The following is an 18,805-nucleotide window of genomic DNA, read 5'->3' as shown; positions in this document are numbered from 1 at the left end:
TATTGATTATCAGGAAATTAGAATGAGTAAGATCAAATTAAAAATTAATAAAAATGTCGCTCTGGCTATCACCGCTATTGCTGTTTTGATGGGAGGGTTATTAATTAATAAGTTCGCGATTAAAAAAAACGCTCAAAATACCAATGATGCTTATATCCGTGCAGATATCTCACGTATTTCACCACAAATTTCAGGCGTAGTGACCGAAGTCCTTGTACAAGATAACCAATGGGTCAAAGAAGGTGAATTATTAGCCGTCATTGACCCTAGAGAATTCACTGTTGCACTTTCTCAAGCCGCTGCACAAGAGCAATCTGCTCGCGCACGTCAAGATGACGCAAAAGCCAATTTAACTCGTCAGCAAGCCTTGATCGCTGCCGCAGAAGCCCAACTACAATCTGCTAAAGCTGAACTGCAATTTGCGCACCAAGAAAAAATTCGCTACCACAAAATGGCCAATACCGGTGCTGGTTCACAACAAGCTGCGCAACAAGCAACGACACGCGTGCAAACAATGACGGCAAGTGTTGCACAAGCCGAAGCATCATTAAAAGCCGCCCAAAATATGTTACAAATTTTAGAAGCAAAACAGGCCGATAGCAATGCTGAGTTGACGTTGGCCCAAGCTAAAAAAGCGATGGCCGAGCTTAACCTCTCCTATACCCGTATTACTGCACCTATTAGTGGTGTCATTGGTAAAAAAAGTTTGCGTGTCGGTGAGTTTGTCAAGCCAGGTGATGCTTTAATGGCCATTGTTCCCCAAAACAAGCTCTACATCATCGCGAATTATCAAGAAACTCAATTGGAAAATATTACTCACGGCCAAGTCGTTGATATCAGTATCGATACCTTCCCAGGGCAAATATTGAAAGGTTATGTCGATAGTATTGCGCCGGCGTCTGGTGTGAGTTTCTCCCCCATAGCTCCGGAAAATGCGACAGGTAATTTTACTAAAATTGTACAGCGCATACCTGTAAAGATTATTTTTGATAACAACACCGACCATGCTGCGATGATGAATGCGCTGCGAGTGGGCATGTCCGCAGATGTCACCATTAATACACGGGATGGGAGCCACTGATGAACAAAACTGGGCTCCACACAAAACTCAGCGACTTTGCCCACCGAATGGTGGGTTGTTTTAAATTTATCAATGAACGAATGATCCCCAAAACCTCACTGTTTGCCAAAGGGTATTGGAAGAAAGGGGAATCTAACTTTAAGAGCGCTATTTAGGTCGCTTATTAGGAAATAATCATGATTAATAATGTATTGTTAGCGGTCGACAGCTTTGAAAATAGCAGTAATGCCCTTAGCTTTATGCAACGTATGGCTGGCTGTGTCAGCAATGTCATTGTATTAACTGTTATTGATAATTCCTTTGCACTAAGTCGTACTGGATTAACTAAAGAGAGTGATGAGTGGAATGAATACCCTGCCGCGCAAAAAGAAGAAGCTTTGGCAGAAAAACAGGTAAAAGAAGTCACAGCCGCCTTAAACAACATGGGGTTTAAAGCCGAAGGGCTACTCGCGGCGGGTACACCGATCAATACCATCCCAAAAAAAATGGAAAAGTATAATTGCGAGTTATTAATTATTTCTCATCGTCATATTTCTTCACTTGGACGCTGGCTTAATACCTCGGTGACTCGTAGTTTACTCGACGATATCACCCAACCCGTTCTCGTCATTCCACTGTAGATATTTCCGGTAAATGATATCCAGCTATTACCCAGTGGTTAGCTGCGGTTAGCCACTAAAATCACAATAATATACAGCCCATCAACACAGATTTATGGCACGCTTTTCGTTAATATATCGCTTTGATTTATCACCACCAGCCTATTTTCGATCAAACTTACGACAGTTCGTGCAGATAACAGGCAAACAAACGTTTTTTTCGTTATTCTCCTTTGACAATACAATAAGAGAAAGCTAATATCCTCTGCGTACCAAGGAGTTCCTCCATAGTTCAGTCGGTAGAACGGCGGACTGTTAATCCGTATGTCGCTGGTTCGAGTCCAGCTGGAGGAGCCAAAATTTAGAGAAACCTGCTTAAGGAAACTTAAGCAGGTTTTTTGCTATTAACGACCTGAATAAATAACCTATTTACGCCATTTGCGCGATCAGCCTCTCAAATACGCTATAATCGCGATTTCTCATAGCTATTTTTTCACTTTACCTTTATCATTCTATTCCGGCTTGAGCACTCGCTCATCATTCACTCTTCCCTTATGGAGCCGGTTTAATGACAACTGTAACTACCCTAACGATCCGCCGCCCTGATGATTGGCATGTTCATTTTCGCGATGATGATATGTTAAAAACGGTCGTTCCCTATACCAGTGAATTTTTTGGCCGTGCAATTGTCATGCCGAATTTAGTTCCGCCAATCACAACGATTGAAGCCGCAAAAGCATACCGGGAGCGCATTCTAAACGCGGTTCCTAAGGGGCACCAATTTACCCCTTTAATGACCTGCTACCTTACGGATAGCACAAATCCTACTGAAGTCATTCGTGGCTTTAACGAAGGCGTGTTTACCGCCTGTAAGCTCTACCCGGCTAATGCAACAACTAATTCTAGCCATGGCGTATCCGATATTAAAAAAATTTACCCGGTATTAGCGGCAATGGAAGAGGCAGGAATGCCACTGCTTATTCATGGTGAAATCACTGCAAGCCATATCGATATCTTTGACCGAGAAGCATTGTTTATTGAACAAGTTATGTTGCCACTACGGGCACAGTTTCCAAAATTGAAAATTGTTCTTGAACACATAACAACCAAAGAAGCGGCTCAATATGTCCAAGAAGCCAATGAATTTACAGCTGCAACTTTAACACCTCAACATTTAATGTTTAATCGTAACCACATGTTAGTTGGTGGCATCAGACCGCATTTATTTTGTTTGCCTATTTTGAAACGTAACGTGCACCAAGAAGCACTACGCACAGCTGTTGCTTCGGGGTGTGGCCGTTTCTTTCTTGGTACCGATACTGCACCGCACATACAGTCACGTAAAGAGTCCTCCTGCGGTTGTGCAGGGGTCTTTAACGCCCCCACGGCATTAGCGGCTTACGCAAGTGTTTTTGAAGAGCTTGGGGCTTTGGCCCATTTCGAAGCTTTTTGTTCATTAAATGGTCCTAAATTCTATAATTTACCTGTGAATGAAGGCACCATCACGCTAACTAAAGAACAAAATATCATTTGTGAATCTATTGACTGCTGTAATGATAAGTTAGTTCCTTTCTTAGCCGGGGAAGATGCTCGCTGGACAATCTCTCTAGGTCAGTAGTGAACACGCCAATGGGAAGTTCAAGATGCTTCCCATTCTGTTTTTTCAACCCTTGTTATCTGTTTTATGCATTTTCTGCTATATAAGCAAAAAAAATGTTTTATTTGCTTTCTTATTAGCGAAGTCTCCTTATACTAAAGTGGACTCATCACGAGATCATTGCTCTTAGTCAGTTATAGATATTTATTATTTATCACGATGTTTGATTAGGAGGTTTATATGAATAAAAAAAATGATGTCATTCAAACCCACCCAGTAGTTGGCTGGGACATCAGCACTGTCGATGATTACGACGCTATGATGTTGCGTTTGCACTACCTCCCTGAACAAGATAAACACACAGGCGACGCTATTGTGGATAAAACCATGTGGCTAACAACTGATGTGGCGAAACAACTCATTCATATTCTGCAAGCTGGCGTAGATAAAATCGAGTCAGGAGAATATGTCGAGCTTGGTTTTAAAACACACTAGGGAAATAAATGGATATTAGTGTTACTAATATCCATTTATTTATATATTCATGAAGGTAATTATATATCCTTATATAATTACCTAATCAATTGATTAATAATTTGCAATTGCAAATAAGAACACTATTTATTATTTTTATTAATCCTTGGTTGACTTATCTATCAATTCCAATTTATTGTAAGATATCTTCTCGAACAAGGATGTTCCAATGCGAATATTAGTTATTGATGAATGTTATTATACACGTCTTGGCATTACAGAATACTTATCCAAAAATAAAAAGCTCGAATTTATTAGCACAGGATGTATAAAGGAAGCCATAGGTTTTATAAATACACAATTACCAAGTATTATATTGGTGAATCTAACATACTATTGTAATTACTCTAATTACTGCCCTGTCCTACAGAAGTTATTAAACAATGCGAATAATACACGGTTCTATATTTATATAAATGCCCCTTACCCACAAACAAACAACCCATTACTATTAAAGGATAATTATTTCATCCTATCAAAAAGCATTATTACTCAAACACTTGATAAAGTTATCCGAGACCATGAGCAAATCGAAAAAATCACCAAGCTTGCTAATAATATAGAATCATCCATTTTTACAATTAAAGAACAAAAAATTATTAATAACTGGATGAATGAGACCCCTAATCATATTATTTCTCGAAAGTTAGGGATCAGTAACAGTACTGTTTATTCACAAAAAAGGCATATTGCTTCTAAAGTTTTCGTCAAAAATAGAATTGAGTTATTTTTTATATATAATGTATTTAAATATTTATATTAAAAACAATCTAATTTAAATCGACTAAACAAACGTTAAAAGGCCTGACTCCGCTTTAAAAGCGAAATCAGGCCTTACTAACCGTTCAGTAACGGCATTCAACTTTATGAACTAACTTCAATCGCTGATGGTTTAAATTTATAACACTATGATTTTATATCTTTATTTTCAATAGCTATTACTTGAGGTTTCTCTTCTTCTGGAATTTCGTATTCAATATCCAGAGTTAGTAATCCACTAGTTAATCCAGCGCTTTTAATCTTCACATTTTTACCAAGGTTAAATTCAAGTGAAAACTTATTTTGCGTTATTCCTTGATGGATCCATTTCTCAGAATCATCAACTAATTCCGCTGATTGCTCACCTTGAATATACAATTTCCCACCTTTTAAGGATACATTTAAATCCTCTTCCTTATAACCTGGAACACTTACAGTTAATTGATAGCTTGTTTCATTTATTTGTTTTAAATTGTATGGATGTTCTGAAGTTAACGGCCTGTTACCTGTTAGTTGGCTAAACAAGCGATCCATTTGGTCAAATCTGTTAGAAAGTAGGCTATCGGATAATGTTGGGAATAATGAAAAAGATCTAATGTTAGACATAATTTCTCCTTCAGTATTTTAATATCAAGCTAAACATATACGACTCTGCACCATTAATTATAAACCTAGTATGGGATAATGCTTTCTCTTGGTGCAATTCTTATATAGTGCCGATAATTCGTATTTCAAGCCCTGTTTTACACTTCTTTACAAAAATGCGTAATTTGTTGTAAACCATAAAAAAACCCATGAATTTCATACGAAATACATGGGGGTATAAGTAACATGATGACATCGAATAAAATAACTGTTTATTTCAATTCATTATCTTGATCTACCCCGCCCTTAATTGCAGAGTTGTCTCATTATCGGGAATATTAATAATTAGTTATCTTTATTTAATAACCCATCAGATAAGCGGTGCCGTGATTTATTAAAGATTTTATTGCTGACTTCGCGGCCTGCACGACGTGCGCGTTGTTCTTGCTCTGGAAGTTTCATTTCTTCTGTGCAAGATAGACTGCAGCAACCTTCATACTTTTCTGCGCAATTAGGACATTGGATAAACAGCAAATGGCAACCATCGTTACGGCAATTTGTATGTGCATCACAAGGTGCCCCACATTGGTGACATTGTGCTAATGTGTCCTCTGTAATGCGCTCCCCCATGCGGTTGTCAAAAACAAAGTTTTTCCCTTTGAACCGTAAAGGTAGGCCTTGTTCTTTCGCCTTACGTGCGTATTCAATAATCCCACCTTCGACATGATAGACATTTTTGAAGCCGTTATGCAGCATATAGGCACTGGCTTTTTCACAACGGATCCCACCAGTACAATACATTACAACGTTTTTGTCTTTTTGTTCTTGCAGCATTTCAACCGCCATTGGCAGTTGCTCTCTAAACGTATCTGACGGTATTTCAATGGCATTATCAAAACGCCCGACTTCATACTCATAATGATTTCGCATATCAACGAAAACAGTATTTGGGTCATCAATCATCTCATTCACTTCATGAGCTTTTAGATATTGCCCCGTATTTGCAGGGTTAAATGTTTCGTCATCAATACCGTCAGCCACCACACGTTCACGGACCTTCATGCGCAGCACCCAGAACGATTTACCGTCATCATCAATGGCAATATTTAAACGTAGGTTTTCTAATGCAGGATCTGTTGCATAGATTAGTTCGCGCAATGCGTCCACATTAGATTCAGGCACACTGATTTGCGCGTTAATACCCTCTTTCGCAATATAAACACGTCCAAAAACGCTTAATGCTTTAAATTGTTGATACCATTGATTACGAAATGCGTTTGGGTCTTGAATATTAAAATACTTATAAAAAGAGATTGTGGTACGGGGCTCCGTTTCAGCCAACATACGCTCTTTTAAAATTTTATTTGAAACTTGGTTGTGTAACACTGGCATGGTGTTCTCTTTTCCTTTGTAACGAGTTAATTTCTAAAGCTAAAAATCGAATGGTGTCCACGAAGTGTCCACACTTGGCCATTATTAAATATTATCGCTGTTATTTTGTTAATAAAAAACCCTTTATTTGCAGGGTTATTGTGATGGAAATATTAACCAATCGTTTAGATACCATTTTCAATCATTAGCGGATATTTTTCTTTTTAGTTTTCACTTCGTTATGTTATAACATTTTTTTGATAAAACAATTTAGCTGACTGAATGATGCGATTTTTTCCTTTTTATTTTTTATTTCTGTTTATCGTTGCTCCACACGCAGCGGCACACCCTCATAGTTTTATTGAGATGCAAATTTCCCTTGAAAGTAAACAAGATAAATATTCAGGGATTAGCTATGTTTGGAAAATGGACCCAATGACATCAGCGGATATCGCATATGAATTAAAAGGCATCAAACCGGATGACCCGCGTTGGAAACAGCAAGAAGCTATTATTATGGCGAATGTGTTGATGCAGGATTATTTCACTGACTTTTATTATCAAGGAAAGAAAGTCAGCTTTAAACGTATTCCTGATAGCTATCATTTAGAAAAAGAAGGCTTTTCTTTAGTTTTTTTCTTTAGCGCTTCCTTTATGCAGCCCTTGCCTATTGCAGGTTCCCATGTAGAAATTCAAACTTACGACCCAACGTTCTACGTCAGCATGACTTACCCAAATAAACAGCAAATTCACCTGCCTTTGGATATTGCCGCAAATTGCCAGATGGAACTACAAGAAGCAAATGTCACCGACTCAATGCGCGCCTACGCTTTCTCTTTAGACAAAAATGATAGCCCAGAAGAAGATTTGGCACTTGGCAAACAATTTGCACAACGGGTTGATATTCAATGTCCATAATGCCTTTACGTACGCAAAGACTAATAATTACTGCGCTGTTTATGGGGCTTATTACCTATGCCGCTTGGCAGCTATACACCCACTGGGGCTCATGGTTACAACTTAGCCTAGCTTGGCAAAAACAGTTAAACCAAGGGCTATCTTACCTATTACAAGAAACCACCTCTCGCCCATGGTATGCAGGCGGGTTACTGGTGGTTGCTAGTTTTGCGTATGGTTTTTTACATGCACTTGGCCCGGGACATGGCAAATTAATTATCACTACTTATATTGCCACCCAAGCGACTCATTTAAAACAGAGTGTTATCATTAGTTTATTAGCTTCGCTCTTACAAGGACTTGTTGCGATCACTTTAGTTTCCTTAGTCCTGATCCTATTCCAACTCTCTACTAAGCATCTCAACCAAGCCAGTTTATATGCAGAGCAAACCAGTTATCTATTTGTCATTTTGCTGGGTAGCTATTTATGCATCTCCGCTATACGTCGTGTCTGGCTAATACGCAAATCAAATCATTTGGCATCACTCACAATAAAAAGCATTCAGCCATTGAATTCAGCAAGTAAGGCAATAATTAAAACTCAGCCCCATAATGTCTCGCACAACTGTGACTGTGGTCATCAGCACGTTATCCAATCCCATCAATTACAATCTAGTTTTAAAAGCAAGTTATTGATTATCCTATCGATGGGGATCCGTCCTTGCTCTGGAGAAATCTTGTTTTGCTGTTTTCTTATGTCATTGAAGTATATGCATGGGGAGTTATCGCAGCCTTAGCGATGGCAATGGGGACAGCATTAACTATTTGTTTAATTGCTCTTTTTGTTCATTTAATGCGTGATAATGCGGTTCGCGTATCACGCTTAAAAGGAAAGTCTCTTTCCCCTTATTGGGCAATCACACTAAAAATTTTGGCGGGTATTTTATTCGTTTTGATGGGGGTTCTGATGCTACAAAGTATTGGCTTAGAACAATCGGTTTCCCCACTGTTGCGGTAAACCATTAAAAAAGGGAGGGCTCCCCCTCCCAGGCATTTGCCGAAGTAACGGTGCAGTAACACACCGTTTTATGCGCAATGTCAACTGCTTACTACTTATTACAACGTCCAATTTTATTGCCAACTACCAGATGGCTAATGATGAAGCTATGCAGGTCCTCATCACTCACCATCCTTACTACTTCATTTAACCAATTAACTCAATACGAGCTGGTAAGCCTTGGCGTACCGATGCCCCCGAAACCCAATCTAACCACGTGTTTGCAACTTCACGTGTCGGGTCAGCGAACCCAAGGTCGTTTAAGTTAATTCCTGAGCCATTTGCCGCATTCATTGGCATTGGCTGGCCATCAAGGTAATGCTGCTTCGCCCCCATCTCTGTGTGCCCATAGCCATGCTCAATTGCTAGCACACCCGGCATTACGCCATCAAGCACGCTCACTTGGGCTTCAGCATGGCCACCCGGTGTGGTGATGCGGATCCAATCTCCATGTTTTACCCCCATTCTCGCTGCATCATCAGGGTGGATAGCAACTAGATTGGTCGGTTTCACATGGCGTAAACGTTCAATAACAGTCGTTGAGCTGCTCATGACGTGGGATTTAAATGACATCAGTTTCAGCGGCCACTCTTTTTCTGGGAATACCGCATTCACATCATCCCCATTCGCCATACGAGGCGGGTAATACGTCGGGCAACCGCTATAACGTTCACCGGTTATGGCATGGCGATTAACGGCCACCGTTGGGTTCCATATTTGTAGGCCTTTTTTCCACTGAGGGCCTGTTGCATCGCCATCCCATGCTTTTTCATAAGGTGCAAAACGGCCACCGCGTGTGAAAATATAGGCAACACGACGCACTTCTTCCGGTTTTAAAGTCCGCGTAATAGCCGGTAAAATGCGCTCCACGCCACTGATTTGGATATCTTCTGTTGCGGCTTCAGGGACTGGTTTTTCCCCTAACCATGCCATATTGGCAGCCACTCTTAAGTAATAGTCTTCCGCTGTATTGAGTGAATGCATGTTGCCATCCATGTCCTCAATCACGTTATCGCCAAAGCCGGGTAAATTAAGTTCTTTCGCTACAGCGATACAGAAACTTTCCATCGAAACTGGCTGGCCATCCGCAGTTTTCGCTGTACGTGACTCCACAATTGGCCAACGTGCCGTACTGGCTTTAACCTGCACACCAGACCAAGGTGCGCTGAACCCCCAACTCTCGAAGTTATGGGTATCTGGCACAATATAATCGGCTAATGCCGTGGTTTCATTCATAAAGGCATCAATACCAATAATCAACGGTAAATGTTTTGGGTCTTTCAGTTTTTCTTCCATCACCTGACGAATACCAGCAATACCGTATACAGGGTTAGTCATATTGGTGATCCACGCTTTCAGTGCGTAGGGGTATCCCATCAAGGCAGATGCTAGTTGCTCGGTCAGTTGACCTTTAGCAAACGGGTACCAAGGCGCTTTCGCTGGATATGGGTTTTCTCCTGCTGCTTGGCGCGCTTTGAATTCATCGGACTTTTCATACACTTCATTACTGCGCGATAACACCACACCTTTAGGTTTCACTTTACCTTTATAGCTGGCAATTTTATAACGTGGTCCATCGTTTTCCCCGTTGAATTTACCGCCACCAACAGAGACACCGCCTTTTAAGTTTAAGTTACCAATCAAGGCGTTAAGCATGATAACTGACCATGCGGTGTAGAAACCATTACCGCCCATCATACCGCCATGGGAGATAACCGCAGCTTTTCTATCGTAAGAAGTTAATGCTTTACCGAGTGATTCAATAGTTTTTACTGGAACATGGCAACGCTGGCTGTACTCTTCCAACGTCATACGGTTTGCCGCTTCTTTTAAACACTGGAAGCTGGATTTTACGGTCACTTCACTGCCATCGTGCAAGGTCACTTGGCGTGTCACAAACAGCTCAGCTGTAGGGGCTTCATCCGCCAGTTTTAACTCACCCGCAGCATCTTGCACTAAATAGGCTTTCTCATTGTCACCTTCCCCTGTGATATAAGAAGAAATTAACAATTTGCCAGCTAATGGATGGTTATCATCCGTAATCACTAAATGGGTTGAGTTAGTCCAGCTTTTCTCCCCCGCTGCTTCCATGGATTTTTCACTTGGCACGCTGAGGTATTTTGCATTGTAACGTTCGTTTTCGATGATCCAACGGATCATCCCCATCACTAGCGCGGCATCAGTGCCCGGTTGTACGGGGACCCAGTGACCGTGGTCATTCGCTAAAGTCGTTGTTAATGGTAATGCAGGTGAAACCACCACATAATTAAATGAATCGCGCAAACGCGCTGTCGCTAACTGTCGGCCTTGGCGCTTAAATGGGTTACCTGATTGCGCAGGCGATGTGCCGAGGAATAGCGCGAAACGAACATTATCCCAATCGGGTTTAACGTGGGCATTTTTGTCTAAATCATCCATTAATGCACCGGAACCCGCACGGTAAGCCAGTCCACAATAAGAACCGTGGGCACCGAAGTTTTTACTACCGAAAGCATTTTGGGCAAAGCGGCGGATAAAACCATCACGGCCGTCATCACCTGCGTTGGTCACTAATAATTGGTTCGCTTTTGGCCCCAATTTAGGTTGAGATGGGTCTAAAGGCGTTTCTAAGTCACGAATTGCCCGTAAGCCATCCACATGCCCCTCACCAAATAAATCGCCCCCTTCAACCACTTCTTTAATTAATTGTTCAAAGCTGATGCGCTCCCATTTACCTTCTCCACGTTTACCCACACGTTTCATCGGCTCAAGAATACGCAATGGGCTTGTTAAGCCTTCCATTAACGTCGCACCGCGAGCACAGGCAGTAGAGCGGTGCTCAAGGCCTGACTCCCCGCTCATTTTATTAAATGCGGTTTTCAGCGGCATACCATAAGGAAAGTGCTCTTCATGAGAAAGTGGGTGATAAGGGTTCCCCGCGATACGCAACACTTCATTTTTTGCTGTATCGACGCGAGCACGAATACCACACTGAGTCCAACAACCAAAACACTGGGTCATCGCAACCACTTGTTCTGGGTTTTCTTGCCAACCTTTCAGTGCCTGTCCTTCAGGGCGTAACGAGTTACCATTGATGCGATCAAGAGTGACTTTACCTGACGTACCATTAACCAGACCATCGACTGCACGTTTGGCAACATCACGGTAGCTTGCACCAAATAATGCGATACCACCGACAACCAAACCACCTTTAAGCCATTGACGTCTTGAGAATTTAGCCATGTTGCACTCTCCTCGCAAACCAGCGAACACCTTCACGAACAATAATTGTTAACGCAATCCATAAACCGAATGTACCGACGATAGCTAGTAGTCCGTCAGTTCCCAATGGGAAATGGTATGGGTTGGCGATAATGTTATATTTTGGAACCGCCTGAACTTCCATCAGGAAAATCCAACGTAACGTCCAAGCAAAAGCCATTGAAACTAAGGCTAAAACAGTGATATATGGGATGGAGCGAGTCACTTTTAAATTACTGACGGACATCGCAAAAGTGATTACCCACAATGCACAAACGCCCATCAGCATCCACCACCCAGGGCTTGCAGTATCTAACTGTTGGCGTACAGCAATACCTGAGGTGGTATCACCTGAGAGCCATAGCGCAAAACACACAGCGAATAGCAATAATGTCACCACTTGGAAGCGAGCTAAGCGGTTTTGATATTGAGGTTCACGGCGTGCACCTAGACTAATCAAAGCAGGTAAGACTTGCAGAGCACTCAGGAACATCAATACTGGGATCCACCAGCTATACCAAATTGGACGGGCATTTAACACTGAAGCTTCACGGCCGGTATATAACAATAGGCCGATGGCTGAAAGTGCGGCTAGCAAGGCAACCCAACGCGTTGCTTTGAATTCTTTTTTCCAAATCAGTTTCACCACTAATGCAACAAAATATAAACCAATAAATGTGGTGAATAATGGTAGCAACACAGAACCCCACCACATCCAAGACCATATTGTTGGATGTGCGTAGAAATGCCATACCCTTGCGGTTTGATGTAAATCTGCGGTTAATGCTAACGGTGCAGTGATACCCATCGTGATAGCAATAAATACAGCAATCATCTCTAAGCGGCTGTTTTCAGGTCTGTTTCTCCAATGAAGATAGCAAGCGTACAGTACCGCACAAGACGCAATTCCAATGAAGAAGAAATATTGTACCGCCCAAGGAAGCCAGAAGAACTCTTGTGGCTGAGCCATAATTTCTGAAATATAAGTCACTTGGCCATTCATCAGAACACCTCCTGCCATAATGCGGGCTGCCCTTTGCCTTGCAGCGGCTGAACGAATGCATCATCTAAACCAATATAGAAAACTTGTGGTAAGGTGCCACTTTCCGGTTTGAGTACTTTGATTTCAGCCTCGTGCTCCGTCAGCATTTTACGAATTGTACTGTTAGGGTCTTTTAAATCCCCAATAATACGTGCGCCACCCACACAGGATTCAACACAAGCTGGCAATAAGCCCACTTCTAAGCGGTGAGCGCAGAATGTGCATTTATCCGCAGTTTGGGTAGAGTGGTTGATAAAACGCGCATCGTATGGACAGGCTTGCACACAATAAGCACAGCCAACACAGCGTTCGTTATCAACGACAACAATGCCGTCCTCCCGCTGGAAAGTCGCTTGAACTGGACACACCGGAACACAAGGCGGGTTATCACAGTGGTTACATAAACGGGGTAACAACACATTAGTGAACCCTTCTTCGCCTTTCACTGCGACTTGATATTGATTCACTGTCGTTCTAAATTGACCTTGTGGCGTTTGGTTTTCAACCGAGCAGCTTACTGTGCATGACTGACAACCGATACAGCGGCGCAAATCAATCAACATTCCATAACGTTTTTCTGGGTTGCCTTCTCGGCGTGTTGGGGAAAAATTGAGCCCTGCTTCTGCAATGGGAATTAATGATGCCCCTGCAGTTACGGCTCCAATTTGTTGTAGAAATTTTCGTTTACTCAGATCCATAATTGGCTCCAGTATTGACATTGCTAATGCGAAAATAAAAGTTATTAATCAATATGTTATTTGTATTACATGCGTTATTGACAATGGGTACAGTCTCGTTAAGATAACCATTGAAATTGTTATTTCTCTTTAAACCCGTTGGGTTACCTTGATAGAACTTGTAGTGCCATTGTAAGAAGAGTGGAGCCACTGCCCTATTGTGGTTTACCACATACCCGTAGCTAAATTGATCTAACGCAACGAATAACTCAAATATGTTAAAAAAATCGTCTAGGCCGTTGTATCACATACTGTTAATCATGCTACTGGCGTGGTCTTTGCCGGCAATTTCGGCCCAATGGACTATTGGGGTATTAGCCTTACGCGGCCCAAGCTCTACTCAATCTCATTGGCAGCCTTTGATTGATACACTCAATGAATCAATTCCTGGGGAGCGTTTTACATTACAGCCCCTCAATTTAGATGAGATGAAAGAGGCAATTTCCAATCGTAAGATTGATTTTTTGCTGACGAACCCTGCCCAATTTATTCAGTTAGATAACCGCTATCATTTACGTTGGTTGCTCTCCCTTCGCTCAGACGTGGAGCCCAACAGCACAACGCGTAATGTTATTGGCAGCTTAATATTAGTTCGTAAAGATAGTGATATTTCAGACGTTAAAAACCTAATAGGCAAAAAAGTCGGAGCAATTTCACCTGATGCTTTTGGTGGCTATTTGTTAGGTTACAAAGTGTTAAGGGATATGGGATACGACGCAGCCAAAGACTTTAAAATGCAATTTTTAGGCTTCCCTGCAGATGCATTATTATACGCTCTGCGTGATGATTCATTATCCGCTGCTATAGTTCCTGTCTGTTTATTAGAAAACATGCATAGCGAAGGGTTGATTGATAAAACACAATTTCGCCCATTAATTCAACATCCAAGCTCTCTCTCTTGTTTAACTAGCACAGAACTGTATCCAAATTGGTCTTTTGCCGCCTTAAGCGAAGTTCCAGACAATTTGGTCGACAAAGTGACCAAAACATTATTATCAACAGATAACGCTGCTATGCGTTGGGGAGCTCCAGCATCGGTGACTCAAGTCGAAACCTTGCTCAGAGACGTTAACCAACATCCACAACAGCGCCAGATTTGGCAGGATATCGTCAGTTGGACGATTCAAAACCAAATCACTATCAGCCTTGTCGCCTTATTTTTCGTTTTACTGGGTATTAACCATGTTTGGATTGCCTTTTTGGTCAGGCGCCGCAGCCGCCAATTAGAAGAAGCACATGACCGCTTACGAGAGCAAGAAGCTAATTTACAAAAGGCGCAGCGGTTAAATATTTTGGGGGAAATGGCTTCTGGATTTGCCCATGAATTGAACCAACCGCTGTCTGCAATCCGCCATTATGCCCAAGGGTGTATTCTACGCCTGACTAAAGAGTCTGAAAGCCATCCATTAATTAGCGCATTAACTAAAATCGACGACCAAGCTCAACGTGGGGCCGACATTATTCGTAACTTACGTCTCTGGGCGGGTAAACCGGGCCATGACCCCGCAGTCGCATTAAGCCCACAATCAGTTAAACAGGCTATTAACCATATTTGGCAATTATTGCGCGCAGACCAGCACTACCCCAATTCGAGGTTAATTTTACCTGAAACCCCTGACATCACCCTGATGTTGCCAGACACATTACTTGAGCAATTGCTTTCCAATTTAATCAGTAACAGTTTACAGGCAGGCGCAACCCTACTGCGTTTTGAGTTTCATTTTTCACAGCAGCATTTTTTACTTGTTCTGCAGGATAATGCGGGAGGAATGCCTTCCGAGCAATTAGAGCAAGGTATCACGCCATTTGCTACGACTAAAAAAGAAGGTTTAGGGTTGGGTTTGGTGATCTGCCAGCGTTTGATCCAAAGCCAAGGTGGGGATATTCGTATCGAAAACAACCTGAGTGATGATGGGTTGCGTGGCTTAATGGTGACTCTTATTTTCAATTATCACAATAAAATCGAGGATTAAGCATGTTTTGCCACGTAATTGATAACATTCATATTAACTATATGTGACAATGGCTTCATTACGATAATCAATGCTCATCATATAAAGCACCCTATTTTGTCACCCTCTACACGACGAGGTATATGTATGCCAGTGATCCATCTCGTGGATGATGACCCCGATGTAACGGATGCCTGCCAATTCTTACTTGAAACATTGGGCTATAGCGTCACTGTTTGGAATGATAGTGAAATATTTATCCAAAATGCAGCACTACACCAAGAGGGGGTGGTGTTATTGGATATGCGAATGCCAAAGTTAGATGGCCGGCAAGTTCACCAATACCTTAGAGAGCAGCAAAGCACATTAGCCGTGATATTTTTGTCTGGCCATGGCGATATCCCAATGGCGGTGGAACAAGTGAAACTCGGTGCTGTCGATTTTCTACAAAAACCTATAGATAGCCATCTGCTTGCCAAAACATTAAAACAAGCTCAATCACAAACCACCAAAGCCACTGAAAGGTATTTAATTCAGCAGCGCTATGAAACACTCACTCCTCGCGAAAAAGATATCTGTGGTTATGTGTTGCAAGGCTTAATTAACCGTGAAATTGCTGAGGCGGCCTGTGTTTCTGTGCGTACTGTTGAAGTTCATCGGTCCCGAGTCATGGAAAAAATGGCAGTTCGTAACTTAGCTGAGTTAATGAGCACCATGCAGGCAATTAACGCTTTAAACGAATAATTTGATATAGTTTAAGCATGCCTTTTATTAATTTATGACTAATATATTCGGATAACAATGATACTAGCTCCAAAATTTCAAAAACGGTTTCTCCACCCTCGTTACTGGCTAACTTGGCTAGGCATTGGCGTATTATATCTTCTTGTATTATTGCCTTATCCTGTCATTTATTGGATGGGAACGCGTTTAGGGTTATTTTCCAAGCGCTTTTTGAAAAAGCGAGTGAAAGTCGCAGAGCGCAATTTGCAATTATGTTTTCCAGACATGAGCGAGCAAGAGCGGCAACGCTGTGTCGACAAAAACTTTGAATCTGTTGGGATGGGCTTATTTGAAACGGGCATGGCTTGGTTTTGGCCTGATTGGCGCGTTCGTCGTTGGGTCAACGTCATTGGGGAAGAAAATGCGGCTGCTGCCCGACAAACAGGTAGAGGCATTATTGCCCTCGGCGTTCACTTTTTGACCTTGGAAATTGGTGCGCGTGCCTTTGGCATGTTAAACCCGGGGATCGGTGTATATCGCGCCAATGATAATGACCTGCTTGATTGGCTACAAACCCGTGGGCGGTTACGCTCCAACAAATATATGTTGGATCGCAAAGACATGAAAGGCATGGTGCGCGACTTAAAAAATGGGGAAATTTTGTGGTATGCCCCAGATCATGACTACGGCCCTCGCAATAGTACATTTGCACCGTTATTTGCTGTAGAAAATGCGGCTACGACCAATGGTTCACAAATTATTTTGCGTCTTGCTTCTCCTTTAGTGGTGCCCTTTACCCCAAGGCGCTTGCCTAACGGTAAAGGTTATGAATTAATCATTCAACCTGCCATTGATGATTTCCCAATTGAAGATAATGTGGCTACAGCAACCATGATGAACCAAATTATCGAAAAAGAGATCCTCAGAGCACCAGAACAATATATGTGGCTACATCGTCGTTTTAAAACACGTCCTGACGGCGAGCCTTCGCTATACGGGGATTTAGACAAAATCCATCATTAATTATTAACGTAATCAGATAAATTATGGCGTGATTTTTCAACTGTTTTTTATGATGCTTTTCTTGCTGTTTTTCATACTGTTTTCCCTAAATAATCGGGTCTACAGCTAGGCGGCAAAATGAAGATATCCCGAGAAGCATACATAAACATGGGACTTGGAGAGCTGAATGAAGCCAACACTGCTGTAGAACTGAATATAACGAGAAAATTATGACGGGAAAAACAGAGTATTGGAAACGTAACCTATACGTCGTGTGGTTTGGCTGTTTTTTAACAGGCGCCGCCTTTAGCCTGATCATGCCTTTTCTCCCTCTCTATATTGAAGAACTTGGCGTCAAAGACCATGCTTCTCTAAATTTATGGACTGGCGCCGTTTTTAGTATCACTTTCTTATTTTCTGCTATTGCCGCTCCTTTTTGGGGACGATTATCCGATCGCAAGGGTCGAAAATTAATGCTATTGAGATCCGCGCTAGGTATGGCGATTGTCATGGTGTTAATTGGCTTTGCGCAGAATATTTGGCAATTATTAGCCTTAAGAGCCATATTAGGTTTATTGGGTGGTTTTGTTCCTAATGCTAACGCGCTGATTGCCACTCAAGTTCCCGTGAAAAAAAGTGGTTGGGCTATGGGGGTTCTTGCAACTGGTGCGGTCAGTGGCGCTCTTATTGGCCCACTCATTGGCGGTTTTCTTGCTGACCAATATGGCTTACGCCCCGTCTTTTTTATTACCGCAACAGTGCTGTTTATCTGCTTTTTTGTCACACTTTTTTATGTCAGAGAACGCTTTACACCGGTTTCGCGCAAAGATGCATTAACGAGCAAACAAGTTTTTGCCTCTTTACGTAATAAAAATTTAGTCATCAGCCTCTTTTTTACCACCATGATTATTCAAGCTGCAATGGGCTCAATCAACCCTGTCATCACGCTTTATGTACGTGACTTATCCGTTTCCCTCGAAAACTTAGCATTTATCAGTGGTGTGATAGCCTCCATTCCTGGTGTGGCAGCTTTAATCAGTGCGCCCATGTTAGGTAAACTCAGTGACCGAATAGGCCCTGAAAAAGTGTTACTTGCCGTTCTCGGCGCGTCTATTTTTGTGTTATTTCCAATGGGGCTAGTCAGTAGCTATTGGGAGTTAGGCTTTCTCCGGTTTATGCTTGGAGCCCTAAATGCGGCCTTATTACCGGCAGTGCAAACGTTAATTATCTATAATATTTCCCACCAAGTAACCGGACGTATTTTCAGCTATAACCAAGCATTACGAGACGTTGGAAACGTGACAGGACCATTAATGGGTTCTTTTGTCGCCGCAACTTATGGCTTTAGGGCCGTATTCTTTTTCACTGCAGCATTAGTTCTCTTCAACTTAATCTATTCGTGGCTAGTCATCCGGCGTCAATCTGATGGATTGCGAGCCACCCCTACCGACCAATAAACGTCTTGCTATTTTTTATACAAAAACCTGATGGTTTATAGGCTTTATTGTCTCACCTTGCCTAAAATCCAAATATCATAAGTATAATTAGTTGATTTAAAACAACTTAATCGATTCAAAATTCTTTCTTTTATTGTCAACTAAAATCCTGTATCTTCCCCTAGCTTATCGT

The 18,805-nt window shown here is 41.9% G+C and carries 18 protein-coding genes and 1 tRNA gene; 14 read left to right on the top strand and 5 right to left on the bottom strand.

Annotated features, from left to right (window positions below):
* The first annotated feature begins 22 nt into the window (after positions 1 to 22).
* The 7 genes from M1E86_RS07070 (at position 23) to M1E86_RS07040 (ending at position 4,574) form a co-directional block, all read left to right on the top strand.
* On the top strand, positions 23 to 1,081 hold the full coding sequence (locus tag M1E86_RS07070) for an HlyD family secretion protein (protein ID WP_213914097.1): 1,059 nt from the start codon (positions 23 to 25) through the stop codon (positions 1,079 to 1,081).
* Positions 1,081 to 1,236: a siderophore-interacting protein gene (locus M1E86_RS07065; protein WP_248468136.1), complete on the top strand. Its 156-nt coding sequence runs from the start codon at positions 1,081 to 1,083 to the stop codon at positions 1,234 to 1,236. The genes M1E86_RS07070 and M1E86_RS07065 overlap by 1 nt, the downstream gene beginning before the upstream one ends.
* A 21-nt stretch (positions 1,237 to 1,257) precedes the next feature.
* Positions 1,258 to 1,701 (top strand): universal stress protein, encoded by a 444-nt coding sequence (locus tag M1E86_RS07060; protein ID WP_213914098.1) that lies wholly within the window; start codon positions 1,258 to 1,260, stop codon positions 1,699 to 1,701.
* Between the two features lie 260 nt (positions 1,702 to 1,961).
* A tRNA-Asn gene (locus M1E86_RS07055) sits at positions 1,962 to 2,037 on the top strand.
* Positions 2,038 to 2,248: 211 nt separating this feature from the next.
* Positions 2,249 to 3,298, top strand: coding sequence for a dihydroorotase (gene pyrC / locus M1E86_RS07050; protein ID WP_213914099.1), 1,050 nt, complete (start codon positions 2,249 to 2,251; stop codon positions 3,296 to 3,298).
* Between the two features lie 219 nt (positions 3,299 to 3,517).
* The gene (gene bssS / locus M1E86_RS07045) at positions 3,518 to 3,772 is read left to right on the top strand and encodes a biofilm formation regulator BssS (RefSeq protein WP_004909784.1); all 255 of its coding nucleotides are present in this window, start codon (positions 3,518 to 3,520) and stop codon (positions 3,770 to 3,772) included.
* A gap of 208 nt (positions 3,773 to 3,980) precedes the next feature.
* Positions 3,981 to 4,574 carry a LuxR C-terminal-related transcriptional regulator gene (locus M1E86_RS07040; RefSeq protein WP_213914100.1) on the top strand — a complete coding sequence of 198 codons (594 nt, stop codon included), beginning with the start codon at positions 3,981 to 3,983 and terminating at the stop codon, positions 4,572 to 4,574.
* A gap of 143 nt (positions 4,575 to 4,717) precedes the next feature.
* Here M1E86_RS07040 and M1E86_RS07035 read toward each other — a convergent pair whose 3' ends face one another.
* Complete coding sequence (locus M1E86_RS07035; protein WP_125890774.1) at positions 4,718 to 5,176, bottom strand: Hsp20 family protein; 459 nt, start codon at positions 5,174 to 5,176, stop codon at positions 4,718 to 4,720.
* Positions 5,177 to 5,500: 324 nt separating this feature from the next.
* The gene (locus M1E86_RS07030) at positions 5,501 to 6,547 is read right to left on the bottom strand and encodes a rhodanese-related sulfurtransferase (RefSeq protein WP_213914102.1); all 1,047 of its coding nucleotides are present in this window, start codon (positions 6,545 to 6,547) and stop codon (positions 5,501 to 5,503) included.
* Between the two features lie 261 nt (positions 6,548 to 6,808).
* Between M1E86_RS07030 and M1E86_RS07025 the strand changes: the two genes are divergently transcribed.
* Genes M1E86_RS07025 through M1E86_RS07015 form a run of 3 tightly spaced genes read left to right on the top strand, consistent with a single transcriptional unit; the run spans position 6,809 to position 8,441 of the window.
* A complete protein-coding gene (locus M1E86_RS07025) occupies positions 6,809 to 7,444 on the top strand; it encodes a DUF1007 family protein (protein WP_213914103.1) in 636 nt (211 codons plus the stop codon).
* A complete protein-coding gene (locus M1E86_RS07020; RefSeq protein ID WP_426099322.1) occupies positions 7,435 to 8,220 on the top strand; it encodes a nickel/cobalt transporter in 786 nt (261 codons plus the stop codon). Before M1E86_RS07025 ends, M1E86_RS07020 begins: the two co-directional genes overlap by 10 nt.
* Positions 8,166 to 8,441, top strand: coding sequence for a hypothetical protein (locus tag M1E86_RS07015; protein WP_426099321.1), 276 nt, complete (start codon positions 8,166 to 8,168; stop codon positions 8,439 to 8,441). The genes M1E86_RS07020 and M1E86_RS07015 overlap by 55 nt, the downstream gene beginning before the upstream one ends.
* Positions 8,442 to 8,627: 186 nt before the next feature.
* Here the strand turns inward: M1E86_RS07015 and ttrA are convergent, their stop codons facing one another.
* Genes ttrA through ttrB form a run of 3 tightly spaced genes read right to left on the bottom strand, consistent with a single transcriptional unit; the run spans position 8,628 to position 13,460 of the window.
* Positions 8,628 to 11,702, bottom strand: coding sequence for a tetrathionate reductase subunit TtrA (gene ttrA, locus M1E86_RS07010; RefSeq protein WP_213914104.1), 3,075 nt, complete (start codon positions 11,700 to 11,702; stop codon positions 8,628 to 8,630).
* On the bottom strand, positions 11,695 to 12,741 hold the full coding sequence (gene ttrC, locus M1E86_RS07005; RefSeq protein ID WP_413776249.1) for a tetrathionate reductase subunit TtrC: 1,047 nt from the start codon (positions 12,739 to 12,741) through the stop codon (positions 11,695 to 11,697). Before ttrC ends, ttrA begins: the two co-directional genes overlap by 8 nt.
* The gene (gene ttrB, locus M1E86_RS07000) at positions 12,723 to 13,460 is read right to left on the bottom strand and encodes a tetrathionate reductase subunit TtrB (protein ID WP_036957869.1); all 738 of its coding nucleotides are present in this window, start codon (positions 13,458 to 13,460) and stop codon (positions 12,723 to 12,725) included. The genes ttrC and ttrB overlap by 19 nt, the downstream gene beginning before the upstream one ends.
* 254 nt (positions 13,461 to 13,714) lie before the next feature.
* Here ttrB and ttrS point away from each other — a divergent pair, with 254 nt between their 5' ends.
* From ttrS to mdtG, 4 genes are all read left to right on the top strand, one after another.
* On the top strand, positions 13,715 to 15,472 hold the full coding sequence (ttrS, locus tag M1E86_RS06995) for a tetrathionate respiration histidine kinase TtrS (RefSeq protein ID WP_213914105.1): 1,758 nt from the start codon (positions 13,715 to 13,717) through the stop codon (positions 15,470 to 15,472).
* A gap of 126 nt (positions 15,473 to 15,598) precedes the next feature.
* Positions 15,599 to 16,195 carry a tetrathionate respiration response regulator TtrR gene (gene ttrR / locus M1E86_RS06990; protein WP_125890768.1) on the top strand — a complete coding sequence of 199 codons (597 nt, stop codon included), beginning with the start codon at positions 15,599 to 15,601 and terminating at the stop codon, positions 16,193 to 16,195.
* A gap of 57 nt (positions 16,196 to 16,252) precedes the next feature.
* Positions 16,253 to 17,197 carry a Kdo(2)-lipid IV(A) acyltransferase gene (locus M1E86_RS06985; protein ID WP_125890767.1) on the top strand — a complete coding sequence of 315 codons (945 nt, stop codon included), beginning with the start codon at positions 16,253 to 16,255 and terminating at the stop codon, positions 17,195 to 17,197.
* Positions 17,198 to 17,406: 209 nt separating this feature from the next.
* Positions 17,407 to 18,633, top strand: coding sequence for a multidrug efflux MFS transporter MdtG (gene mdtG, locus M1E86_RS06980; RefSeq protein WP_125890766.1), 1,227 nt, complete (start codon positions 17,407 to 17,409; stop codon positions 18,631 to 18,633).
* Positions 18,634 to 18,805 lie beyond the last annotated feature (172 nt).

The sequence above is a fragment of the Providencia sp. PROV200 genome, from assembly GCF_049901995.1.
GTDB lineage: Bacteria > Pseudomonadota > Gammaproteobacteria > Enterobacterales > Enterobacteriaceae > Providencia > Providencia rettgeri_E.
Note: the sequence above shows the minus strand (reverse complement) of the source record. Positions and strands in the feature narration are given on the sequence as shown.

Excerpts from the sequence above, each read along its gene's own strand:
- M1E86_RS07070 (WP_213914097.1), top strand. The coding sequence starts at position 23 with ATGAGTAAGATCAAATTAAAAATTAATAAAAATGTCGCTCTGGCTATC.
- M1E86_RS07065 (WP_248468136.1), top strand. The coding sequence starts at position 1,081 with ATGAACAAAACTGGGCTCCACACAAAACTCAGCGACTTTGCCCACCGA.
- M1E86_RS07060 (WP_213914098.1), top strand. The coding sequence starts at position 1,258 with ATGATTAATAATGTATTGTTAGCGGTCGACAGCTTTGAAAATAGCAGT.
- pyrC (WP_213914099.1), top strand. The coding sequence starts at position 2,249 with ATGACAACTGTAACTACCCTAACGATCCGCCGCCCTGATGATTGGCAT.
- bssS (WP_004909784.1), top strand. The coding sequence starts at position 3,518 with ATGAATAAAAAAAATGATGTCATTCAAACCCACCCAGTAGTTGGCTGG.
- M1E86_RS07040 (WP_213914100.1), top strand. The coding sequence starts at position 3,981 with ATGCGAATATTAGTTATTGATGAATGTTATTATACACGTCTTGGCATT.
- M1E86_RS07035 (WP_125890774.1), bottom strand. The coding sequence starts at position 5,176 with ATGTCTAACATTAGATCTTTTTCATTATTCCCAACATTATCCGATAGC.
- M1E86_RS07030 (WP_213914102.1), bottom strand. The coding sequence starts at position 6,547 with ATGCCAGTGTTACACAACCAAGTTTCAAATAAAATTTTAAAAGAGCGT.
- M1E86_RS07025 (WP_213914103.1), top strand. The coding sequence starts at position 6,809 with ATGATGCGATTTTTTCCTTTTTATTTTTTATTTCTGTTTATCGTTGCT.
- M1E86_RS07020 (WP_426099322.1), top strand. The coding sequence starts at position 7,435 with ATGTCCATAATGCCTTTACGTACGCAAAGACTAATAATTACTGCGCTG.
- ttrA (WP_213914104.1), bottom strand. The coding sequence starts at position 11,702 with ATGGCTAAATTCTCAAGACGTCAATGGCTTAAAGGTGGTTTGGTTGTC.
- ttrC (WP_413776249.1), bottom strand. The coding sequence starts at position 12,741 with ATGGCAGGAGGTGTTCTGATGAATGGCCAAGTGACTTATATTTCAGAA.
- ttrB (WP_036957869.1), bottom strand. The coding sequence starts at position 13,460 with ATGGATCTGAGTAAACGAAAATTTCTACAACAAATTGGAGCCGTAACT.
- ttrS (WP_213914105.1), top strand. The coding sequence starts at position 13,715 with ATGTTAAAAAAATCGTCTAGGCCGTTGTATCACATACTGTTAATCATG.
- ttrR (WP_125890768.1), top strand. The coding sequence starts at position 15,599 with ATGCCAGTGATCCATCTCGTGGATGATGACCCCGATGTAACGGATGCC.
- M1E86_RS06985 (WP_125890767.1), top strand. The coding sequence starts at position 16,253 with ATGATACTAGCTCCAAAATTTCAAAAACGGTTTCTCCACCCTCGTTAC.
- mdtG (WP_125890766.1), top strand. The coding sequence starts at position 17,407 with ATGACGGGAAAAACAGAGTATTGGAAACGTAACCTATACGTCGTGTGG.